Genomic DNA, 21,691 nt, shown 5'->3' on the forward strand with positions numbered 1-21,691 from the left:
TCCGTGCCCTACCCGCCGCACCCCACCAACGATGAGACGGCACAGATCCTGCTACCGCCAACCACGCACGAGGTCGTTAGTCCCTGACCCAAACGAGTATGTCCCGGCCGAAGCCACTGAGAGCGATGGCCAGCACGACGACGCTGACCGCCGTCGCGGTCATGGGGAGCCGCCGCCGATGGTCGTTGCCGGTAAGCGCGTGGACGAGTGACCCTGCGGCGAGGACGGCTCCGAGCATCCAGCCATGAAGCATCATGTACAGCTGCGAGGTCATGAACAGCCAGGTGAAGGGGTTGAACAGGGAGAAACCGAAAGGCACGAGGTCCTTGGGGTCGTGCATTTCGTGGGTGAGTTCGTAGTGGCCGAGTCCCAACCGGATCCGGCTGACGGCGTATAACACCAGCACGACCAGATATAGACCGCCGAATCCCAACTGCGTCATTGCAAGACGGGTACGTACGCGGGGCGCACCCGCTGCCCGGATTGCCAGCGCAATGCTCCCCGAAGCAAGCACTGCTGTCCCCTTTCTGGCTGTAGCGGCAAGTTGGAGGGCGGCCACTGCGGTACCGAGAGCGAGCCGCAGCGGGGACAGCCCCATGTCGGCAGCACCGCGTATGTCGGCCTCCCACTGTTCGCGGTAGCGCGAACGGGTATCGGAGACTGGCAACGCGGCCGAGGCAAACCGGCTGACGGCCAAGGCGAGGCGCACTCGGCGGGATGCCGTCATCGGGCCAGGTCCGGCCGAACGTTGGGAAGCCGCAGCGTGCTCCGCTGTGCGGCGCGTTGGCAGATCCGACGAGCCTCGGTCGCCCCGTCACGCGTCAGCACGTACAGTCGCCGCCGGGCACCCTTGCGGTCCTGGTCATCCCAGGAGGATGCGACCCACCCGGCTCTCTCCAGGCGGTCCAACAGTGGGTAGACCGTGCCGGACGGCCGACCGGTAGCCTTGATGATCTCCAGCCCCCATCGCGGCTGCGCAGAGTCAAGCAGGACGGCCAGGACGTCAACAGTTGCCCTGCCTACACGGGCGAGCGGTTCCATGGGGCCTTAAACTACATGTGTAGATTAGCGCTGTCCATCAGAGACTCTGAAGAGTCGACACCTTCGCGGCGCAGGCCGAGGTCGACCCGGCCACCGTCACGTCGGTGCTCGACGCCGGCTGACCGACGGTGGCCGTACCCACGGCGAGGGCGCGCCGACCCGGTGGTCGACGCGCCCTCGGCGGTGAGCGGGTGGATCAGGCGGTGAAGCTGATCCGGCGGCGGCGGGCCACCACGAACAGCACCGCGCCGGCGCCCAGCAGCAGGATCGCGCCACCGGCGATGGCGCCCGCGGTCGGGCCGGTGACCGGCAGGCCGCCGCCCTGGCCGGAGCAGTCCTCCGGCTGGGTGTACGGGACGGTCTCGGACTCGTCGACCACGTCGTACTTCACGGTGACCTTGAGACCCTGGTAGGCGTCGAACTCGACCGAGGCGGTCTTGCCCGGCTCGGAGGCGAGCTTCTTGCTGACGCCCTTCTCGGTGGTCATCGTGGCGGTGAAGGGGACACCCTTCGCCGGGTTCTCCACGGTGAAGGTCATCGAGTCGCAGTCCTGGTCCAGCTTGAAGATCGGCTCCGCCGGCTCGGCCGAGGGGGTCGGCGTCACGGGCGGTGCCGACGGCGGGACGGACGTCGACGGCGTCGGGGTGGGCTCCGGCGGCTGGGTCGGCTCCGGGGTGGTCGTCGGCGTGGCCGGAGGCGGCGTCGGGACGCGCGGCGTCGGCGTCGGCGACGGCGTCTGCTGCGCCCCGCAGTTGGTGCCGCGGCGGGCCACCACGGTGCGTTCACCGTCGTGCGACTTGCTGCCCCGCTCCCAGTGCGCCCCGACGGTCAGCTTCAGCTTGGGGATCGGGCCGGAGAAGGTGTGGGTCTGGGTGCCGGTCAGCGGGCCCTGACCGGCCGGCTTCAGTTCCGCGTCGACCGCCAGGCCGCCGCTGATCGGGCCGGGCACGGTGGACTCGACCTTGGTGATGCGGCCGGCGATGTCGGTTTCGCTGCTGATCACCGACCAGGTCACGGTGACCGTGCCGTCCTTGGCGGCGCAGTAGCTGCCGGACGGCTCGGGGTGGTGGGCGGCGGCCGGGCCGGTGACGGCGGCGGCGCCCGCGAGGCCGATGAGCGTGCCGGCGGTGAGGACGGCGGCACGCCGGAGGTGGAGACGGTTCACGTCTTCTCCTGATGAGGGGGAGGATCGTCAGAGGTGCGGCGGACGGGGCGGCAGCCACGCGTCCGCACGGCAATCGGGCCAGACCCTAGCGAGATCGACACGTGATGCGTTACCACGATCGATGTCTTGTAAAGGGTCTGTGATTGATTTGAGATCATTGATGGACGCTGCGTTCGCCGGTCGTCGCTGCGGGTGCTCTGCCGGCCCGCCGCGTCGGGTCGCGTAGCGTCGGGGCATGCGCAGGGAGCGACGGTGACCCGGATCGTGGCCGGCGTGCTCGGCGGGCGGCGGATCGCCGCCCCGCCCGGCGCCGGCACCCGCCCCACCTCCGACCGGGTCCGGGAGGCGCTGTTCAGCGCCGTCCAGGCCGAACTCGACCTGGACGGGGCGCGCTTCGCCGACCTGTACGCCGGTTCCGGCGCGGTCGGCCTGGAGGCGCTGTCCCGGGGCGCGGCGCACGTGCTGCTGGTGGAGTCCGACGCGCGGGCCGCCAAGGTGATCCGGGAGAACATCGCCGCGCTGCGGGCCGCACCGGCCGCCCGCCTGGTCACCGGGAAGGTGGGCAGCGTGCTGGCCGCCGGGCCGGACGGCGGGGCGTACGACGTGGTCTTCGCCGATCCGCCCTACGCGGTGCCGGACGCGGAGATCACCGCGCTGCTCGCCGCGCTCGTCGGCGGCGGCTGGCTCGCGCCGGAGGCGCTGGTGATCGTGGAGCGGTCCAGTCGCACTGGCCCGGTCGAGTGGGTGGACGGTGTCACTGCGCAGCGCAGTAGACGTTACGGCGAGACCACACTTTGGTACGGTCGCCGATCATGAGACGTGCGGTCTGTCCGGGCTCGTTCGATCCGGTCACGAACGGTCACCTCGACATCATCGGCCGGGCCAGCCGCCTGTTCGACGAGGTGATCGTCGGCGTGCTGGTCAACCAGTCGAAGCAGGGCCTGTTCACCGTCGAGGAGCGGATCGACATGCTCCGCGAGGTGACTGCCTCGTACGACAACGTGCGGGTGGAGTCGTTCCGCGGCCTGCTCGTGGACTTCTGCCGAGATCAGCAGGCGAGCGTGCTGATCAAGGGCCTGCGGGCGGTCAGCGACTTCGACTACGAGTTGCAGATGGCCCAGATGAACATCGGCCTGGCCGGCGTGGAGACGCTGTTCATGCCCACCAACCCGCTCTACTCGTTCATCTCCTCCAGCCTGATCAAGGACGTGGCGAAGTGGGGCGGGGACATCTCCTCCCACGTTCCCGACCTGGTCCGCGCGCAGCTCACCGCCCGACTCCGCCCCTGACCGGGGCGGGGGCGTCCCGCCGGCGACGCGCCGGGCGGGGCGGGTGGCGCCGGGGTGGTCCGGGCGCGACATGATGTGTGCAGCGCCGAAACCGGGCGTCAGGCCGCATCATGGAGGGCGGCCGACGAAGACAGGAGTGAGGTACCGGTGGACCCGCTCGATCGCATCGACGAACTGATCGCCATGGTGGAGCAGGCCCGCTCCGTCCCGATGTCGCGCAACAACTGCATGGTCGACCGGGGCGAGATGATCGTCGCGCTGGACGAGTTGCGCGCGGAGCTGCCCGCGGACCTGCGTCGCGCCGCCGCCCTGCTGGAGGAGCGGGACAAGATCATGGAGGCCGGCAAGCGTGAGGCCGACCGGATCATCAGCGAGGGTGAGGCGGAACACGCCCGCCTGGTGTCGGTGAACGAGATCACCGTGTCCGCCGAGCACGAGGGCGCCCGGATCATCGGCGAGGCGCGGGCCGAGGCGCAGCGCCTCCGCGAGGAGGTGGACGACTACGTCGACACCGCCCTGGCCAACTTCGAGCAGTTCCTCACCCGGGCGCTGGCGTCGATAGAGCGTGGCCGGGACAAGATGCACGCGCTGCGCGAGATCGGTACCTTCGCCGGAGACGAGGCGGACCGCCCGCTACCCTTCTGAGCGGCGCACCGGCCGGTCGCCGACAGCCGGCCGCCGACGAGCCGGGGTGCGCCCCGGTTCGACGGTCCGCCCCCCTGGCAGGTAACCTTCTTTGTCGGCCTCTCATCGGCCGGAGTCTGACTATGCCCAAACATTCGCCAAGCCAACTCGACCCCAGGTCGCCGCTGGTCCTCGACACGAGGGACCTGCCGCGTCGGCCTGGCGCGTTGCGTACGCTCCAGCGGGTCGTGACGGCACCGGCGGACCTCGGCGTGGAGTTGATCGGCGTGCCGGCGGGCGCGGACCTCGACCTCGACCTGAGGTTGCAGTCGGTGTCCGAGGGCGTGCTCGTCTCCGGGACCGTCACCGGTCCCGTCAAGGGCGAGTGCGGCCGCTGCCTGCGCGAGATCGACGACTCGGTGGCCGTGAACGTCCAGGAGCTGTACGCGTACGAGGACAGCACCACGGACGAGACGACCGACACCGACGAGGTGGGCCGGATGCAGGGCGATCTGATCGACCTGGAGCCGGCGCTGCGGGACGCGGTGGTGCTCGCACTGCCGACCAACCCGCTCTGCCGGGAGGACTGCCCAGGCCTGTGCCCCGAGTGTGGGGTGCACTGGGACGATCTGCCGGCCGACCACAGTCACCAGCAGGTCGACCCGCGTTGGGCGGGCCTGTCGCAACTGACCCGTACAGAGGAGTAAGAACCGTGGCCGTCCCCAAGCGCAAGATGTCGCGCAGCAACACCCGCGCCCGCCGGGCGAACTGGAAGGCCACGGCGGTGGCGACCGTGGCCTGCCCGCAGTGCAAGTCGGCGAAGCTGCCGCACGCCGCCTGCTCCGTCTGCGGCACGTACAACGGTCGTCAGGTCCTCGACGTCTGATCCGGACGCCGAATGACGTCCCCGACCACAGGTCGGGTGACGCGCGCACCAAGGCAGTCGCCCGGTGTCCCGGCTCCCTCCGCCACCGACCGTTCCTCGGCCGGCGGGCCCTCGGAGCCGGGCACCGCGCGGATCGCCGTCGACCTCCTCGGCGGGGACGATGCTCCCGCCGTCGTGGTTGACGGCGCTCTGCGAGCGGTACGCGCGGATCCTTCCCTGCACCTGATGCTCGTCGGCCCGATCGAAGTCGCCGACGGGCTGCTCGGTGCGCTCGACCCGGCCCAACGTGCCCGGGTCACGGTCCGCCAGGTGCGGGCCGCCGTCGGCATGGCCGACCATCCGACCGCCGCCCGTGGCGAGAGCACGGTACGCACCGCCGTGCAGGCCGTCCGGGACGGGTTCGCCGACGCGGTCGTCTCCGCCGGTTCCACAGGCGCCACCGTCACCGCCGCCGCGCTCGGCCTCGGCCGCTGGGCCGGGATCCGCCGACCCGCGCTCGTGGCCACGCTGCCCGCAGTCGACGGCCCGGTGGCGCTGCTGGACGTCGGGGGGACGCTCGAGACCGGTGCCGCCACGCTCACCCGCCACGCCGTCCTCGGCGCCGCCTACGCCGCCGTGGCGCTCGCGGTCGCCGTACCCCGGGTGGGGCTGCTCTCCGTGGGCCGCGAGACCGGCAAGGGCGACCGGCCGCGCCGCTCCGCCGACCCGGCGCTGGCCGCCGCGCCGTTGCCCGGCGCCGCCCGCTACGTCGGCCTGGTGGAGGGCTACGACATCTCCCTCGGCGCCCGCGCCGACGTGGTGGTGACCGACGGTTTCACCGGCAACGTCCTGCTCAAGGCCATCGAGGGCGCGTACCTCATGGCCGGTGGCCCGCCGTCGGACGCGCCCCGCGCGGCCGCGCTGCTCGGGGTGGGCGGCACCGTGGTCGTGTGCCACGGTGCGGCCCGCTCCGAGGACGTCGCCTCGGGCATCGCCCTGGCCGCCCGTCTCTGGCGCCGCGACGCCGCCGGGGCGGTCCGCGCCATGCTCGCCGAGATCCCGCACGATCATGGACCTGACCGAATCGACACCGAGGTAGCACCATGACCAACGACAAGCGACGGCGTACTTCCGTGGGCCACCTGGAGGCGGCCTTCGGGGTGTCGCTCGACCCGGAGCTGCTGGAACGCGCGCTGACCCACCGTTCGTTCGCGTACGAGAACGGTGGCCTGCCCACCAACGAGCGGCTGGAGTTCCTGGGCGACTCGGTCCTCGGCGTGGTGATCACCACCGCGTTGTTCCACAACCACCCGGACCTGCCCGAGGGGCAGTTGGCCAAACTGCGCGCCAGCGTGGTGAACATGCGCGCGCTGGCCGACGTGGCACGCGGGTTGGGCCCGGACGGGCTGGGCGCGTACCTGCTGCTGGGCAAGGGCGAGGAGGCCACCGGCGGGCGGGACAAGGCGAGCATCCTCGCCGACACGCTGGAGGCGCTGCTGGGCGCCATCTACCTCCAGTACGGCCTGGACACCGCGGCCATCGTGATCCACCGGTTGTTCGACCCGCTGATGGCCGAGTCGGCGGGCCGGGGCGCGGCGCTGGACTGGAAGACCAGCCTTCAGGAGTTGACCGCCGCGTTGGGGCTGGGCGTGCCCGAGTACCGCATCGAGGGCACCGGCCCGGACCACCTGAAGACGTTCACCGCCTGGGTGGTGGTGGCCGGTAACCGCTACGGCGGCGCGGAGGGGCGCAGCAAGAAGGAAGCCGAGCAGCGGGCCGCCGAGTCGGCCTGGCGGACGCTCAACGAGCAGGCGGAAGCGGCGGCGAAGGCCGAGGCGGCAGCGGTCGGCGCGGCGGATCCGGCGGACGCGGAGGCGGGCGCCGGCCGTGCCTGAGCTGCCCGAGGTCGAGACCGTCCGGCAGGGGCTGGCGCAGTGGGTCGTCGGCCGGCGGATCGCCGCGGTCGAGGTCCGTCACCCCCGGGCGGTACGCCGCCACGCGCCGGGCGGCGCGCACTTCGCCGACGTGCTGGCCGACCGGACCGTCACCGGCGTGTGCCGCCGGGGCAAGTACCTGTGGCTGCCGCTGGACAGCGGCGACGCGGTGATCGGCCACCTCGGCATGTCCGGGCAGCTGCTGGTGCAGCCGGTCGGCGCGGCCGACGAGCTGCACCTGCGGGTCCGGTTCCGGTTCGCCGACGACGGGCCGGAGCTGCGCTTCGTCGACCAGCGCACGTTCGGCGGGTTGTCCGTCTCACCAGGCGGGGCGGAACTGCCGGCCGAGATCGCGCACATCGCGCGGGACCCGATGGACCCGGAGTTCTCCGACGAGGCGTTCGTGGCGGCGTTGCGCCGCAAGCGTACGGAGGTCAAACGGGCGCTGCTGGACCAGACACTGATCTCCGGCGTGGGCAACATCTACGCCGACGAGGCGCTGTGGCGGGCGAGGTTGCACGGTGCCCGTCCGACCGACGCGCTGACCCGCCCGGCCGCCCTGCGCCTGCTCGGCCACGTCCGGGACGTGCTCGCCGAGGCGATCAAGCAGGGCGGCACCAGCTTCGACGAGCTGTACGTCGACGTCAACGGGGAGAGCGGCTACTTCGACAGGTCCCTGAACGCGTACGGGCGGGAGGGGGAGCCCTGTTCCCGCTGCGGCGCGCCGATCCGGCGGGAGGCGTTCATGAACCGGTCCTCCTACAGTTGCCCGCGCTGCCAGCCGCGCCCCCGGGGCACCCTCCGGGGATGACCCGGAGCCGGCTCGGGGTTGCGCGGGCGTGCCGCGCCTGACGGCCCTTGGGGGACGCGCCGGGGCGTATCCGGAAATGTCCTTTCCGCCCGACCGGTGCGGCCGGTTCCGGCGTCGCGGCCGGCCGCCGCGGGGTCGGGGAGGAGCCGGGGCCGTTCCCTGATGTCGGGGCCACGCCCGCTGCCTAGCGTGATCCACGGTCGGCACCGCGCCGGCCGGTGGAGGGGGACCCGGGATCATGGACAGGCGACCGGTGACCGTGCGGTTGGCGCGGTGGAGTGCGGAGCATCCCTGGCGGGCCATCGCGATGTGGGTGGTCTTCGTCGCGGTGTGCTTCGTCGGCGGAAACGCCGCCGGGCTGAACGAGGCCACCGACTCCGACCAGGCGATCGGCGAGTTCGGCCGGGCGCAGATGATCGTCGACAGTGGCGATTTCGACCGCCCGGCCACCGAGAACGTGTTGATCACGGCCCGCGGCGGCTCGCTGGACCAGGCCGCCGCGCGGGACGTGGCGCGGGAGGCGACCGAGCGGCTGCGCCAGGTCGACGGCGTGGCCTCGGTCGGCGCGGCGCAGGCGTCCCGCGACGGCAGCGCGTTGCTGGTGCCGATCACCATGTCCGGCGACCCGTCCACCGCCGGCGAGCGGGTGCAGCCGTTGCGGGACACCACCGCGAAGGTGCAGCAGGCGCACCCGCAGCTGCGGGTCGAACAGGTGGGCGGCCCGTCGATCGACAAGGCGCTCGACGACACGCTCGGCGCGGACTTCAAGCGGGCCGAGCTGCTCAGCCTGCCGGTGACCCTGGCCATCCTGATCATCGCGTTCGGCGCGCTGATCGCCGCCGGGGTGCCGGTGCTGCTGGCGCTCTCCTCGGTGGCCGCCGCGATGGGCCTCTCCACGCTCGCCTCGCACCTGGTGCCGGCCACCGACACCACGGCCAGCGTGATCCTGCTGATCGGCCTGGCCGTGGGCGTGGACTACTCGCTGTTCTACGTACGGCGGGAACGGGAGGAGCGGGCCCGGGGACGGTCCGGCCTGGACGCGGTGGAGATCGCCGCGGAGACCTCCGGGCACGCCGTGGTGGTCTCCGGCACCGCAGTGATCATCTCGATGGCCGGGCTCCTGCTCGCCCAGGACGCGGTCTTCTCGTCGCTGGCCGTCGGCTCGATCCTGGTGGTCGCGGTCGCGGTGATCGGCTCGCTGACGGTGCTGCCGGCGCTGCTGGCCAAGCTGGGGCGCTGGGTCGACCGGCCCCGGGTGCCGCTGCTGTGGCGGCTCACCGCGCCGCGCGGCGGCCGGCACGGGGAACCGGCCCGCCCTCGGTTCTGGCCGGCCGTGCTCCGGCCCGCGCTGCGCGCGCCGGTGGCCACCCTGTTGGTGTCCGTCGCGTTGCTGCTGGCGCTGGCCGCGCCGGCGCTCGGCATGAAGCTGAAGTTCCCCGGGGCGGAGGACGTGCCGCGCAACACGGCCGCCATGCAGGCCTACGACCGGCTCACCGCCGCCTTCCCGAGCAACGGCACCAGCCACACGGTGGCCGTGCGGGCACCCGCGGAGCAGGCAGACCGGGTGCGCGCCGCGCTCACCGACCTGGCCGGCCGGGCCGCCGCCGATCCGCTCTTCGCGCCGGCCGAGGGGGACGGCGCGAGGATCGAGGTGTCGGCGGACCGGCGGGTGTCGGTGCTGGAGGTGGCCACCCCGCACGCCAGCCGCTCCGGGGAGGCGACCCGGTCGCTGCACGAGTTGCGCGAGGACCTGGCCCCGGCCGCGCTTGGCGGCGTCCCGGGCGTGGAGTACGCGATCGGTGGCGGGGTGGCCGCCAGCGAGGACTACGCCGCTCACATCTGGGCCAAGTTGCCGCTCGTCGCGGCGTTCGTGCTGGCGCTGACGTTCCTGGTGATGGCCTGGACGTTCCGCTCCGTGGTGGTGGCGTTGACCTCGATCCTGCTGAACCTGCTCTCCGCAGGCGCCGCGTACGGGCTGCTGGTGCTTGTCTTCCAGGGCGAGTGGGCGGAGGGCCTGCTCGGCTTCACCTCGATGGGCGCGATCGTCACCTGGCTGCCGCTGTTCCTGTTCGTGGTCCTGTTCGGACTGTCCATGGACTACCACGTCTTCGTGGTCAGCCGCATCCGTGAGGCGGTCGACAGGGGCATGTCCAACCGGGACGCGGTGGCGCACGGCATCACCTCCTCGGCTCCGGTGGTGACCAGCGCGGCGGTGGTGATGGTGGCGGTGTTCTCCATCTTCGCGACACTCAGCATGATCGACTTCAAGCAGCTCGGCATCGGGCTGGCCGCGGCGATCCTGCTGGACGCCACGATCATCCGGGCGGTGGTCCTGCCGTCGGTGATGACGCTGCTGGGCGACGCGAACTGGTGGGCGCCGCGCTTCATGCGCCGCCGATCGGCCGCGCGGCCGATCGAGCCGCCCGCACCGACGCCGGAACTGGTCAGCGCCGGCTGACCTCGGGCTCACGTTCGTCGATCCGCCCGCCGGTCATTCTGATGACCGGCGGGCAGGATTAACGCACCGGACCGCTGGGCATCTGGGCGGCCATGGACGAAAAGTTCACGCCGGTCGATCTTTGTCGGGTCCCGGCAGTCGCATCCCCCCGGAGTGCGTCATGAGCACCGACGCACCGACCGGCACCGTACGGACCAACGTCCCGGCCCGCCTGGACCGGCTGCCCTGGTCCCGCTGGCACTGGATGATCGTGATCGGTCTGGGCACGGTGTGGATCCTCGACGGCCTCGAGGTGACCATCGTCGGCAACCTCTCCGGCAGGCTCGCCGAGCCGGGCAGCGGCCTGGACATCACCCAGAGTCAGGTCACCGGCCTGGCCGCCGCGCTCTACGTGGCCGGCGCCTGCACCGGCGCGCTCGTCTTCGGGTGGCTCACCGACCGGTTCGGCCGCAAGAAACTGTTCCTGCTGACCCTCGGCCTCTATCTGGTCGCCACCGCCCTTACCGCGCTGTCGTTCGACACCTGGTGGTTCTTCCTGTTCCGGTTCCTCACCGGCATGGGCATCGGCGGTGAGTACGCCGCCATCAACTCCGCGATCGACGAGCTGATCCCGGCCCGCCACCGGGGCCGGATCGACATCATCATCAACGGCACCTTCTGGCTCGGCGCGGCGATCGGCGCGCTGCTGACCGTACCGCTGCTCAACGGCCTGCCGACGAACCTCGGCTGGCGGGTGGCGTTCGGACTGGGCGCGGTGCTCGGCGTGGTGATCCTGCTGGTCCGCCGGCACGTACCGGAGAGTCCGCGCTGGCTGTTCATCCACGGCCGGGCGGACGAGGCGAACCACCTGGTCGACTCGGTCGAGGCCGAGGTGAGACGGGAGACCGGGCGGGACCTGGCCGAGGTGGACAACTACCTCGAGATCCGCCAGCGCAAGAGCACGAACTTCCTGGAGATCGCCCGGACGCTGTTCCGCCGCTACCCGAAACGGGCCGCGCTGGGCTTCGCGCTCTTCATCGGGCAGGCGTTCCTCTACAACGCGATCACGTTCGGGTTCGCCCAGATCCTGGAGACGTTCTTCGACGTGCCCACCGGCAACAGCGGCTACTACTTCGCGGTCATCGCGGTCGGCAACCTGCTCGGCCCGCTGCTGCTGGGCCGGCTGTTCGACACCGTCGGCCGGGTGCCGATGATCGCCGGCTCGTACATCGGTTCGGGCGTGCTGCTGCTCGGCACCGCCTGGCTGTTCCACTCCGGCGTGCTGACCGCGGTGACCATGACGGCCTGCTGGTGCGTGGTGCTCTTCTTCGCCTCGGCCGGCGCCAGTGCCGCCTACCTGACGGTGAGCGAGATCTTCCCGATGGAGACCCGGGCCATGGCCATCGCGTTCTTCTACGCGATCGGCACCGCCGCCGGTGGCATCACCGGTCCGCTGCTGTTCGCCGAGCTGGTCGGCAGCGGGAAGGTCGACCAGACCGTGCTCGCATTCGTCATCGGCGCCACCGTGATGATCATCGGGGGTCTGGTGGAGCTGACGCTCGGCGTCCGGGCCGAGGGGAAGTCGCTTGAGGAACTGGCCACCCCGTTGAGCGCGGAACACGCCGCGGTGCCGTCGCCGCGCGGCGGCGAGGCCACCACCCCGGCCACCGACGCCACCGCCGGTTGAGCCGGTAGCCAGGCGCCCCCGCTCCGGCCGGGCGGGGGCGCCGTCGCGTCACGGCGGCGCGCAGGGTTCCCGCCAGGCGTCCAACGACCGGTCCTTGCGGATCGAGGCGAAGCCGTAGCCGACCGAGGTGACGCAGAACCGCGCCGGCTCACCCGCGTACTCGACGTGGAACACCGGCTTGTGGGCGTCGACGAACGGCAGCAGCTTCGCGCACTCTCCGCGGCGTACGCACTCCTGGTTGACCGCGAAGTCGAAGTCGGGGGCCAGCGCGGCCACCTGCGCCACGTCGTCGACCAGCCCGGGGGAGAGGCCGACGCGCCGGGCCAGCCCGGCCAGCCGGCGGTTGAACAGCAACTGGTCGTCGAAGCCCAGCGGGAAACCGGACCGGTGCCGGTAGCCGTCCGCGTCGGCGAACGCCACCGCGCCGAAGCCCTTGCCGCGGCAGAGCCGGAACCGGTCGGACAGCACGGGCGCCAGCGACTCCCACCGCCGGACGTCCAGGAAACGGGTCCCCGGCCGGCCCGGCACCGCCGCGCCGCGCACGGCGACGGGGAAGCGGGTGACGTCCGGGTCGCTACCGGCGTACGTGCCGACCCGGACGTGGCAGACCAGCCGGCGCCCCCGCTCGCGCAGCGCCGCGGTCTCGGTCGAGGTGGCCCCGACCGGGTCGAGGAGGAACACGTCGGCGTCGACGGTGACGTCCACAGGCGTGGTGAGCTGCCACTGCCACCGCCACCGGTCGGCCCGGCCGGCCGGCCAGGGCGTGGGCGCGCCCGGTGGGACGAGCGGCTCCCGGCAGCCCGACGTCGGCGCGGCCAGCAGCACGGTCAGCGCGAGCGCCACCCACCGGCGCGGTCCACGTCGACGGACGCGGGCCGGCCGGGAGCGCGGCAGGGCGGGCCGGACCCGCATCGACAGCTCCCCGGACGCGGGCGGCCCGACGCCGCCCCCGACCGGTCAACGAGCGCCGGTGCGCCCACGACGCGCCGTCAGCGCGGGGTGGCGAAGACCTGCGTCCAGTACGGCCCGTTGCTGCGTGCCACGCCCACCCCGATCTGGGTGTACGAGCAGTTGAGGATGTTCTTGCGGTGGCCGGAGGAGTTCATCCAGCCGGTCACGACCTCCGCCGGGGTCGGGTAGTTCCAGGCCACGTTCTCGGCCACCATGCTGTAGACGTATCCGGCGCGGCCGACCCGGTCCCAGGGCTGGCTGCCGTCGCTGCCCGTGTGGTCCATCTTCTTGTGGTCGGCCTGGTCCTGGCTGTGCCGCTGGGCGGCGAGCGTCAACTTGGAGCTGACGGTGAGCGCCTTGCAGCCGGCCTTCGCCCGCTCCTGGTTCGTCAGGGTGACGACCTTCTGGAGCTCGGCGCTGAGCCCGCTGGTCGAGGTGGCCTTGGTGCTGCCGCCGCCGGACGTGCCGCCGCTCGGGGCGCTGCTGCGTTCCTGCCGCGAGGGGAAGGTGCTGCGGCTCGGCTTCGGGGTGGCCTTCCTGGTCGGGCTCGGCGCGGCCGTGGTCGGTACGGCGGACGGGCTGGCCGACTCCGCGGGGGACGGGTCCGCCGGGGTCGCCTCGGTCTCCCCGGGCACCTCCGAGGCGGCGGCCACCGGCGCGTCGGCGGCGGTCCGCCGGGTCGCCCGGTCGTCGCCGGGCAGCAGCACGGCGCCCACCCCGAGGCTCACCACGAGCGTCGCCGCGGCGGCGGCCCCGCCGATCACGAGCGGCCGGGTCAGGCGCCGCTTCGGACGTCGCCGGTCGTCGGCCGGGCTCTCGGTCGCCGGTCGCCAGGTCGCGCCGGGCTGCTCCCAGCCGGCCGCTTGCTCCTGGCCGGCCGACTGCTCCTGGCCGCGCCACGCGCCGGTGGGCTGCTCCTCGCCGTTCCACCGGTCCCGCGGCGGCGGGTAGCCGGCCGGGCCGGGGGCGGCACCGTAGGGCGGGGGCGCGTTCCCGGGGCCGTATCCCGGACCCGAGGCGGCCGGCTCGGCGTCGTATCCGGCGTGGGACCGCCCGCCGGGCGCGTGTCGCGCCTCGCCCCCGAACCCGCCGGGCGCGTGTCGCGCCTCGTCACCGAACAGGTACGACGACTGTGGCTCGGCCCGGTCGGTGAGCCATGCCGGTCCTCCGTCGGTCGGCGGCTCGGGGCGCCGGGAGGCGTCGTGCGGTTCGATCGGGTCGTTCCAGCGGTACACGCCTGTGTCCTCCACGGTCGGTTGCCAGCCGGGGTGACGCTACGGGCGGGGTCGGAGCTGCGGCAACGTGGCTAAGGAAGAGTTAAGGCCAACCCGGCGGAGCGGGTGGGGCGTTCCCTCGTTTCCGGCGTACGGTAAAGGCGTCCGGACAGAGCGTGTCCGCGCCTTGTGGCAGCCCCCGGCAAGTGGTCCGGCCGACGTGCAGATGATCTACGGCCTTGGTCAACTTGACGCGGCAGGGGGTTCCGGCCCAATATGTAGGTGTCGCCAGTCGCGCCCAGTCATGTCCCGATGCAGTGGGGAAATGACAGCCGCGAACATCATGGGCGCGCGTTGGCCGGCTTTTCCGGCAGCGCATATCAAGGAGTCAGCATGGCGAAGGCCCTCTACGGCCACGTAGGTGCAGCGCCCGACCGGCGTCTGCTCGACGAGGTCACCCGGCTGCGTGCCAGGGTTCAGGCACTGGAGTTCGAGATCACGCGTCTGCGTGCCGACAACGATCGGCTCGCGGCGGCTGCGGCGGAGGCGGACGACCTCCTCCGTCTGGCCGAGCCCGCACTGACCTGATCTCCAGTTGTCGGAAAACTGAATCGCACCACCCGAAAAGCGCGCCGACACTTCAGTGCCGGCGCGCAGCCATGTGCGTACCCGTTTCTGTGGTTCCTCCGCAATTCTCGATCTTGCGGGACCGGCCGGAAATTGCGTCGAGTAATTGTGATCATGCATTTCCGTGCGGTAGGTGACCGGCGGGGCTGAAAGCGGACACCGCCGGCGTCGGGTGGGTCGCGTGCCGGCGGCGTCCCGGTCGCGGGTTAGTCTGCGGGTTCACCAGGTCCGCGCAGCCGGCGACGGTACGGCGGCCACCGGACGAGGATCGAGAAGGTGCATCTCAAGAGCCTGACGGTGAAGGGCTTCAAGTCCTTCGCCTCCGCCACGACGTTGAAGCTGGAGCCCGGGATCACCTGCGTGGTGGGTCCGAACGGCTCCGGCAAGTCCAACGTCGTCGACGCCATCGCCTGGGTGCTCGGCGAGCAGGGCGCCAAGGCGCTGCGCGGCGGCAAGATGGAGGACGTCATCTTCGCCGGCACCGCCGGGCGGGCGCCGCTGGGCCGGGCCGAGGTCACCCTCACCATCGACAACACCGACGGCGCGCTGCCGATCGAGTACACCGAGGTCTCCATCACCCGCCGGATGTTCCGCTCCGGCGAGAGCGAGTACGAGATCAACGGCGACTCCTGCCGCCTGCTCGACATCCAGGAACTGCTGTCCGACTCGGGCATCGGCCGGGAGATGCACATCATCGTCGGCCAGGGTCGCCTGGACGGCATGCTGCACGCCAAGCCGGAGGACCGGCGTGCCTTCATCGAGGAGGCGGCCGGCGTCCTGAAGCACCGCAAGCGCAAGGAGAAGGCGCTGCGGAAGCTCGACGCGATGCAGACAAACCTCAACCGCCTGACCGACCTCACCGCCGAGCTGCGCCGCCAGCTCAAGCCGCTGGGTAGACAGGCCGAGGTGGCCCGTCGCGCCGCCGCCATCCAGGCCAACCTGCGCGACGCCCGGCTCCGGCTGCTCGCCGACGACCTGCACACGCTGCGGTCCACCCTGGACAAGGAGATCGCCGACGAGACGGCGCTGCGGGAGCGACGCGAGCAGGTCGAGGCCGAACACGGCGAGGTGCAGGGCCGCCTCGGTGAGCTGGAGGCGGCGCTGGCCGAGGACGCCCCGCTGCTCGCCGCGGCGCAGGACACTTGGTACCGCCTCTCCGCGCTGCAGGAGCGGTTCCGCTCGATCGAGCAGGTGGCCCGGGAACGGCTGCGTCACCTCAGCGCCACCGGCGACGACGAGCGCCCCGGCCGCGACCCGGAGCAGCTGGAGGCGGAGTCGCGGCGGGTCCGCGAGCAGGAGGAGGAGCTGCGCGCCGCGCTCACCGAGGACCAGATCCGGCTGGCCGAGGCGGTCGAGCACCGGCAGGAACTGGAACGGCAGCTCGCCTCCGCCGAGCGGGAGCTGGTCGCCGCCGCCAAGGCGATCGCCGACCGGCGGGAGGGGTTGGCCCGGCTGACCGGGCAGGTCAACTCCGCGCGGGCGCGGACCACGAGCGCCGGTGAGGAGATCGAACGGCTCGCCGCCGCGCACACCGACGCGCTGGGTCGCGCCGAACAGGCACAGGCCGAACTGGACGCGGTCGCCGAGCAGTCCACCGAGGCCGACCGGGACAACGCCGACCTGGACGCCCGGCACGCCGAGGCGGTCGCCGCGCACGAGCGGGCCCAGGCGACGGTGCGTGGCCTCGCCGACGGCGAGCGGACCGCCGAGAAGGACGCCGCCACCTGGAAGGCCCGCGAGGAGGCACTCGCGATGGGCCTGCGGCGCAAGGACGGCGCCGGGGAACTGCTGGCCCGCGCCGACCACGTACCCGGCCTGCTCGGCAGCCTCGCGAGCATGCTCACCGTCGCCCCCGGCGACGAGGCGGCGCTCGCCGCCGCGCTCGGTGGACTCGCCGACGCGGTGGCGGTCAGCGGTGTGGACGAAGCCGTCGAGGCGATGCGAATGCTCAAGATCTCCGACGCCGGCCGGGCCGGGCTGCTGGTCGGCAGCCCTGCCGGCCCGGGGATGGACGGCCCAGCCGACGCGTTGCGCCCGAAGCTGCCCGAGGGTGCCCGCTGGGCGCCCGACCTGGTGGAGTGTGCGGCGCAGATCCGGCCGGCCGTGCACCGGGCGCTGCGCGACGTGGCGCTCGTCGACGACCTGGCGGCCGCCGCCGAACTGGTCGCCGCGAACCCGGAGCTGCGCGCGGTCACCCCCGACGGCGACGTGGTCGGCGCGTACGCGGCAGCCGGCGGGTCGGCCAAGGCGCCCAGCTTCATCGAGGTGCAGGCCGCGGTGGAGGAGGCACGGGCCAACCGGGCCACCGCCGAACGCACCGCCGCCGAGCTGCGGGAGCGGTTGGCCGAGGCGCGCGCCGAGGTGGCCGCCGCGAAGGAGGTCGTGCAGCACGCCGCCGCCGCCCGGCGGGAGGCGGAGAGCCACCGCAACGCCGCCGCGCGTCGCCTCGCCGAGCTCGGCGCCGCCGCCCGCTCGGCCAAGGCGGAGACCGACCGGCTGGGCGAGTCCCGGGCGCGCGCCGAGGCGGCCCGGGAACGTGACCTGGCGACGCTCGCCGAGTTGGCGGAGCGGCTGCGGCTGGCCGAGGCCACGCCGATCGACGCCGAACCGTCCACCGAGGAGCGGGACCAGCTCGCCGCCATGGTGCCCCGGGCCCGGCAGAACGAGATGGAGGTCCGGCTCGCCGTGCGTACCGCCGAGGAGCGGGTGGCCTCGATCGCCGGACGGGCCGACTCGCTGGCCCGGCAGGCGACCGCCGAGCGGGCGGCGCGGGAACGCGCCGCCGCCCGGCGCGAGGCCCGCGCTCGCGGCGCCCAGATCGCCCGGGCCGTGGTCGGCGGCGCGCGGGAGGCACACACCCGGCTGACCGTCTCCATCGCCCGGGCCGAGGAGCACCGCGACGCGGTGGCCCGCGAGCGCGCCGCCCGTGAGGCCGAACTGTCCGAGGTACGCGGTGCGGCCAAGCGGCTCGCCGCCGAGCTGGACCGACTGACCAGCCAGGTGCACCGGGACGAGGTGGCCCGGGCCGAGCAGCGGATGCGCATCGAGCAGTTGGAGGCCAAGGCCGCCGAGGACTTCGGGTTGGACGTGGCCACGCTTGTCGCCGAGTACGGTCCGGACCAGCTCGTCCCGCCCACCGACGCGGATGTCGCGCTGGCCGAGAAGGACGGCCGGCCGGTGCCTGACCCGGTCCGCTACGAGCGGCCGGTGCAGGAGAAACGCGCCGCCAAGGCGGAACGCGAACTGGCCCTGCTCGGCAAGGTGAACCCCTTGGCGCTGGAGGAGTTCGCCGCGCTGGAGGAGCGCTTCAAGTTCCTCTCCGAGCAGTTGGAGGACCTCAAGGCCACCCGGCGGGACCTGCTCACCGTGGTCAAGGACGTGGACGACCGGATCCTGGAGGTCTTCGCCAGCGCGTTCCACGACACCGCGCGGGAGTTCGAGCAGGTCTTCACCGTGCTCTTCCCCGGCGGCGAGGGCCGGCTGGTGCTCACCGACCCGGAGGACATGCTCACCACGGGCGTCGAGGTCGAGGCAAGGCCGCCGGGCAAGAAGATCAAGCGGCTGTCGCTGCTCTCCGGTGGGGAGCGGTCGCTGACCGCGGTGGCCATGTTGGTGGCGATCTTCCGCGCCCGGCCCAGCCCGTTCTACATCATGGACGAGGTGGAGGCGGCGCTCGACGACGTGAACCTCGGCCGGCTGATCACGCTGCTGGCACAGTTGCGGGAGAAGAGTCAGCTCATCGTGATCACGCACCAGAAGCGGACCATGGAGATCGCCGACGCGCTCTACGGGGTGACCATGCGCGCCGGCGTGACCCAGGTGATCAGCCAGCGGCTCAACCGGGCCGACGACGAGGGGTGGGGGACAAGCGAGTGAGGGAACGGGCCACGGCGCTCCTGGTGGACTTCGACGGCGTGCTGCGCCGCTGGGATCCGGCGGTCGCCGCCGGAGTCGAGCGGGAGTACGGGCTCACCGAGGGCGTCCTCGGTGAGATCGCGATGTCGTGGGGGATGCTCCGGCCGGTGCTGACCGGCCAGGTGAGCCATGCCCAGTGGATGGCGAGCGTGGCCGACGCGCTGACCCCCACGGTCGGCGTGGATCGGGCCCGCGCGGCGGTCCAGGAGTGGCAGCGCTACCGCGGCGAGGTCGATCCGGAGGTGCTCGCGTTCGTCCGCGAGGTGCGGGCGGCCGGCATCCGGGTCGGGCTGGGCACCAACGCCACCGACCTGCTCGACGCCGACCTGGCCGCGCTGGGCCTGACCGACGAGCTGGACGTGGTGGTCAACTCCTCGGTCATCGGGGTGCACAAGCCGGCGAAGGAGTACTTCCAGGCTGCCTGCGCGGCGTTGCAGACCCCGCCGGCCCGGGTGCTGTTCGTCGACGACCAGGACCGCGCGGTGGCCGGGGCGCGGGTGGCGGGCCTGCCCGCACACCGCTGGAGCGGGCCGGCCGACCTGCGCTACCTGCGGGCGGCGCTGGAGTACTAGCCGGACGGGCCCCGTGTCCCGCCCGGCCCGTACGCCGCTCACCGCAGGCCGGGCACCTCGGTGACCGTGAACGGCGGGGTCGGGGTGGCCGCGAAGAGCTGGCTGTCGACCCAGAGCAGCCGGTCGGCGTCGCGCGCAAGCGTGGTCGGGGACCTGTCCACGCCGACCGGGTGGGACCGTTCGACGACCCGGGCGGTACGCAGCCCGGGGCCCAGGTCGGCCCGGTTCACCACGAACCGCCAGCCGCCCGCGCCGTCGGGCTCGTTGACCACCCCGTAGAGGCGGTGCCCCGCCAGCAGCAGCCCGTCGGCGCCCATCCGGCCGCTTGTCACCTCCACCTCGGTCGCCGTGCGCGCGGCCAGGTCGACCCGGAACAGGCGCTCCTCGCCCTGCTCCGCGACGAGGGCGAGCCGGCCCGGCGCGTCGGTCACGATGCCGTTGAGGAAGACCGGCGCGGCCGGGAAGTCGGCGGCACGTACCCACGGGACGAGTTCGCCCACCCGCCCGCCGTCCAGGGCGGCACGCCACAGCGTGCCGGTGGCGGAGTCGGTGACGTAGACGGCGTCGCCGGTGACCGCCAGGTCGTTGAGGGCGGCGCCCGGCGCGGCGTCGCGGCGGGCCAGCAGCGTGCCGTCCGGGGCGTGGACGAAGAGCGCTCCGGTGGTCCAGCCGGCCACGAAGATCCGGCCCCGGTGGTCCACCCGGACGCCGGCGGCGCTGGTCCGGCCGCCGACCCCGGCGGCGAGGAACGGTCGCAGCCCGGGCCGGCGCACGTCGCCCCGGTAGACCGCGCCGGTGGCCGAACTGGTGACGTACATGGTGCCGGCGGGGGTGACCGCGATGCCCTCGGGCAGCACCCCCGGTTCGGTGCTGACGACGTAGGTGTCGGGACGGACGTCGACCGGGCCGGACCGGGGTGCGCCGACGGTCAGCACCGTCAGGACCGCGGTCGCGGCGGCGAGAAGTGTCTTCACGGGACGTAGCCTCCGGCGGCGGCGAACCGGCGGGAAGTCCCTTTCGGCCACGCCCGAACGGTCGCTACCGTGCGCCCGTGACCACGCTGCGGCTCGACGCGACCGATCTGAGCCGCACGGTCCTGCGGTCCGAGCCGGCGGTGCTGGTCGAGCTGGCGATGGCCGCGCAACGGCTGTTCCTGGCCGACGTGCCGGAGCACCTCACCGGCTGGCGCGCCCGCACCCGGGCGGCGCTGCGTCCCGGCATGCGGCCCTACCTGGACCTGTGCCGGGTGCCGTACCTGCTGCCGGACCTGCTTACCCCGCCGCACTTCGACGGCGGCCTCGCCGCCCTGGTGGACCGGGTCGCCGGGACCCCGGACGAGGTGCTCGCCGGCGAGCTGGGCCCGCTCGTGGAATCCGGCGCGCTGCCCGCCCGGGTGGCGCCGCTGGCCGCCGGGGAACCCGCCGCCCGGGCTCGGCTGCGCGCCGCGATGCTCGCCTTCCACGCCGCGGCGCTCGCGCTGTACTGGCCGCACGTCGAGAACGCGGTACGCGCCGACCGGGCGGTACGCGGGCACACCATGGCGTCCGGTGGGCTGGACCGCGTGCTGCGTGACCTCAGCCCGTACCTGGCCTGGGCCGAGTCGGGGGAGCGTTACACGCTCTCCTACCGGTGCGCGGTGTACGACGACGTCGAACTCGCCCCGGGCGGGCGCGGCCTGACGCTGCTGCCGTGCTACCTGGCCCCGCAGCCCTACCTGCTGGCGGACCCGGAGGGTCCGCTGGTGCTGGTCTACCCGATCCGTCCCGGCCGGCGCGAGTTGGGTGCCGGGGCGCCCCTGGCGGATCTGCTCGGGCGCACCCGGGCGGCGGTGCTGGCGGCCACCGCGGACGCCCCCGGCACCACCGCGCTCGCCCGTCGGGTCGGCGTCTCCGCCGCCACGGCCAGCGAGCACGCGGCCGTCCTGCGGGCCGCCGGCCTGATCACCACCCGGCGCTCCGGTGCCGGGGTGCGGCACTGCCTCACCCCGTTGGGCGAGCAGTTGCTGAGGGGCGGGCAGCCCGGCGGGGATCAGCAGCCGGTGACGCCGTCGATGCGCTCCCGGAGCAGGTCGGCGTGACCGTTGTGCCGGGCGTACTCCTCGATCATGTGCACGTACACCCAGCGGAGGCTGATCTCGTTCGTGGCCTCGCCCCGGCGGTGCACGAAGGTGTGCTCCAGCGGCAGGTCGGCGACGGCCCGGTCGGCCGCCTCGATCTCGGCCCGCAGCGTGGCGAACGCCTCGGCCGGGTCGGCGTCGGCGATGTCGTTGAGGTCGGCGTCGGGGTCGGCGCTGTAGTCGTAGAGGTCGGGCAGCTCCAGGGCGGCGGCGCGGTGGCGGAACCACCACCGTTCGACGTCGGCCATGTGCCGGACCAGGCCGAGCAGGGTCAGCCCGGAGGGTTCCACGCTTGGCGTGCGCAGTTGTTCGGCGGTCAGCCCGGCGCACTTGTGCACCAGGGTGTCACGGTGCAGGTCGAGCCAGCCCTGCAGCATGGTGCGCTCGTCGGCGACGAAGGGCTCGTGGCGGCGGTCGATCTCGGGCACGGTCCAGGTCATGGG

Annotated in this window: 21 protein-coding genes; 14 read left to right on the forward strand and 7 right to left on the reverse strand. The window is 73.0% G+C overall.

All coding sequences use genetic code 11. The annotated features are described in order from the left end of the window. Positions 1-76: 76 nt before the first annotated feature. The 3 genes from ACLQ2X_RS17905 to ACLQ2X_RS17915 all read right to left on the reverse strand — a co-directional run bounded on the left by ACLQ2X_RS17905 (position 77) and on the right by ACLQ2X_RS17915 (position 2,206). Positions 77-442, reverse strand: coding sequence for a hypothetical protein (locus tag ACLQ2X_RS17905; RefSeq protein ID WP_425682174.1), 366 nt, complete (start codon positions 440-442; stop codon positions 77-79). Between the two features lie 281 nt (positions 443-723). Beyond that, entirely contained in the window at positions 724-1,041 is a 318-nt protein-coding gene (locus tag ACLQ2X_RS17910) for a PadR family transcriptional regulator (RefSeq protein WP_425682175.1), read from the reverse strand. Between the two features lie 196 nt (positions 1,042-1,237). Beyond that, complete coding sequence (locus ACLQ2X_RS17915) at positions 1,238-2,206, reverse strand: cell wall anchor protein (RefSeq protein ID WP_425682176.1); 969 nt, start codon at positions 2,204-2,206, stop codon at positions 1,238-1,240. Between the two features lie 252 nt (positions 2,207-2,458). On the opposite strand from ACLQ2X_RS17915, the gene rsmD reads away from it, so the two are divergent. The 10 genes from rsmD (at position 2,459) to ACLQ2X_RS17965 (ending at position 11,853) form a co-directional block, all read left to right on the forward strand. Next, positions 2,459-3,022, forward strand: coding sequence for a 16S rRNA (guanine(966)-N(2))-methyltransferase RsmD (gene rsmD, locus ACLQ2X_RS17920; protein WP_425682177.1), 564 nt, complete (start codon positions 2,459-2,461; stop codon positions 3,020-3,022). Further along, positions 3,019-3,495, forward strand: coding sequence for a pantetheine-phosphate adenylyltransferase (gene coaD, locus ACLQ2X_RS17925; RefSeq protein ID WP_425682178.1), 477 nt, complete (start codon positions 3,019-3,021; stop codon positions 3,493-3,495). Before rsmD ends, coaD begins: the two co-directional genes overlap by 4 nt. A gap of 147 nt (positions 3,496-3,642) precedes the next feature. Next, positions 3,643-4,140, forward strand: a complete 498-nt coding sequence (locus ACLQ2X_RS17930; RefSeq protein ID WP_425682179.1) for a hypothetical protein — start codon at positions 3,643-3,645, stop codon at positions 4,138-4,140. 122 nt (positions 4,141-4,262) lie between these two features. Next, complete coding sequence (locus ACLQ2X_RS17935; RefSeq protein ID WP_425682180.1) at positions 4,263-4,826, forward strand: YceD family protein; 564 nt, start codon at positions 4,263-4,265, stop codon at positions 4,824-4,826. A 5-nt stretch (positions 4,827-4,831) separates the two neighbouring features. Then, positions 4,832-5,005, forward strand: coding sequence for a 50S ribosomal protein L32 (rpmF, locus tag ACLQ2X_RS17940; RefSeq protein WP_425682181.1), 174 nt, complete (start codon positions 4,832-4,834; stop codon positions 5,003-5,005). 12 nt (positions 5,006-5,017) lie between these two features. After that, complete coding sequence (locus ACLQ2X_RS17945) at positions 5,018-6,091, forward strand: phosphate acyltransferase PlsX (RefSeq protein WP_425682182.1); 1,074 nt, start codon at positions 5,018-5,020, stop codon at positions 6,089-6,091. Then, the gene (gene rnc / locus ACLQ2X_RS17950) at positions 6,088-6,879 is read left to right on the forward strand and encodes a ribonuclease III (RefSeq protein ID WP_425682183.1); all 792 of its coding nucleotides are present in this window, start codon (positions 6,088-6,090) and stop codon (positions 6,877-6,879) included. Before ACLQ2X_RS17945 ends, rnc begins: the two co-directional genes overlap by 4 nt. Further along, entirely contained in the window at positions 6,872-7,729 is an 858-nt protein-coding gene (gene mutM, locus ACLQ2X_RS17955; RefSeq protein ID WP_425682184.1) for a bifunctional DNA-formamidopyrimidine glycosylase/DNA-(apurinic or apyrimidinic site) lyase, read from the forward strand. The genes rnc and mutM overlap by 8 nt, the downstream gene beginning before the upstream one ends. A 238-nt stretch (positions 7,730-7,967) precedes the next feature. Beyond that, positions 7,968-10,187: an MMPL family transporter gene (locus tag ACLQ2X_RS17960; protein ID WP_425682185.1), complete on the forward strand. Its 2,220-nt coding sequence runs from the start codon at positions 7,968-7,970 to the stop codon at positions 10,185-10,187. A gap of 160 nt (positions 10,188-10,347) precedes the next feature. Next, the gene (locus ACLQ2X_RS17965; protein WP_425682186.1) at positions 10,348-11,853 is read left to right on the forward strand and encodes an MFS transporter; all 1,506 of its coding nucleotides are present in this window, start codon (positions 10,348-10,350) and stop codon (positions 11,851-11,853) included. Between the two features lie 48 nt (positions 11,854-11,901). On the opposite strand, the gene ACLQ2X_RS17970 is transcribed toward ACLQ2X_RS17965, so the two are convergent. Together ACLQ2X_RS17970 and ACLQ2X_RS17975 are read right to left on the reverse strand one after the other, a co-directional pair. After that, positions 11,902-12,765 carry an endo alpha-1,4 polygalactosaminidase gene (locus tag ACLQ2X_RS17970; protein ID WP_425682187.1) on the reverse strand — a complete coding sequence of 288 codons (864 nt, stop codon included), beginning with the start codon at positions 12,763-12,765 and terminating at the stop codon, positions 11,902-11,904. A 77-nt stretch (positions 12,766-12,842) separates the two neighbouring features. Next, the gene (locus ACLQ2X_RS17975; RefSeq protein ID WP_425682188.1) at positions 12,843-14,039 is read right to left on the reverse strand and encodes a CAP domain-containing protein; all 1,197 of its coding nucleotides are present in this window, start codon (positions 14,037-14,039) and stop codon (positions 12,843-12,845) included. A 372-nt stretch (positions 14,040-14,411) separates the two neighbouring features. Here ACLQ2X_RS17975 and ACLQ2X_RS17980 point away from each other — a divergent pair, with 372 nt between their 5' ends. The 3 genes from ACLQ2X_RS17980 (at position 14,412) to ACLQ2X_RS17990 (ending at position 19,132) form a co-directional block, all read left to right on the forward strand. Continuing rightward, positions 14,412-14,606, forward strand: coding sequence for a hypothetical protein (locus tag ACLQ2X_RS17980; protein WP_007456482.1), 195 nt, complete (start codon positions 14,412-14,414; stop codon positions 14,604-14,606). Positions 14,607-14,921: 315 nt separating this feature from the next. Further along, complete coding sequence (smc, locus tag ACLQ2X_RS17985) at positions 14,922-18,521, forward strand: chromosome segregation protein SMC (RefSeq protein WP_425682189.1); 3,600 nt, start codon at positions 14,922-14,924, stop codon at positions 18,519-18,521. Then, positions 18,518-19,132 (forward strand): HAD family hydrolase, encoded by a 615-nt coding sequence (locus ACLQ2X_RS17990; RefSeq protein WP_425682190.1) that lies wholly within the window; start codon positions 18,518-18,520, stop codon positions 19,130-19,132. The genes smc and ACLQ2X_RS17990 overlap by 4 nt, the downstream gene beginning before the upstream one ends. Positions 19,133-19,170: 38 nt before the next feature. Here ACLQ2X_RS17990 and ACLQ2X_RS17995 read toward each other — a convergent pair whose 3' ends face one another. After that, positions 19,171-20,106 carry an SMP-30/gluconolactonase/LRE family protein gene (locus tag ACLQ2X_RS17995; protein ID WP_425682191.1) on the reverse strand — a complete coding sequence of 312 codons (936 nt, stop codon included), beginning with the start codon at positions 20,104-20,106 and terminating at the stop codon, positions 19,171-19,173. 77 nt (positions 20,107-20,183) lie between these two features. On the opposite strand from ACLQ2X_RS17995, the gene ACLQ2X_RS18000 reads away from it, so the two are divergent. Then, complete coding sequence (locus ACLQ2X_RS18000) at positions 20,184-21,209, forward strand: ArsR/SmtB family transcription factor (protein WP_425682192.1); 1,026 nt, start codon at positions 20,184-20,186, stop codon at positions 21,207-21,209. Here the strand turns inward: ACLQ2X_RS18000 and ACLQ2X_RS18005 are convergent. Further along, positions 21,161-21,688, reverse strand: a complete 528-nt coding sequence (locus tag ACLQ2X_RS18005; protein WP_425682193.1) for a DinB family protein — start codon at positions 21,686-21,688, stop codon at positions 21,161-21,163. The genes ACLQ2X_RS18000 and ACLQ2X_RS18005 overlap by 49 nt on opposite strands. Positions 21,689-21,691: the final 3 nt, after the last annotated feature.

Origin of the sequence: Micromonospora sp. DT31, assembly GCF_049841795.1 — a bacterium.
Classification (GTDB): Bacteria; Actinomycetota; Actinomycetes; order Mycobacteriales; family Micromonosporaceae; genus Micromonospora.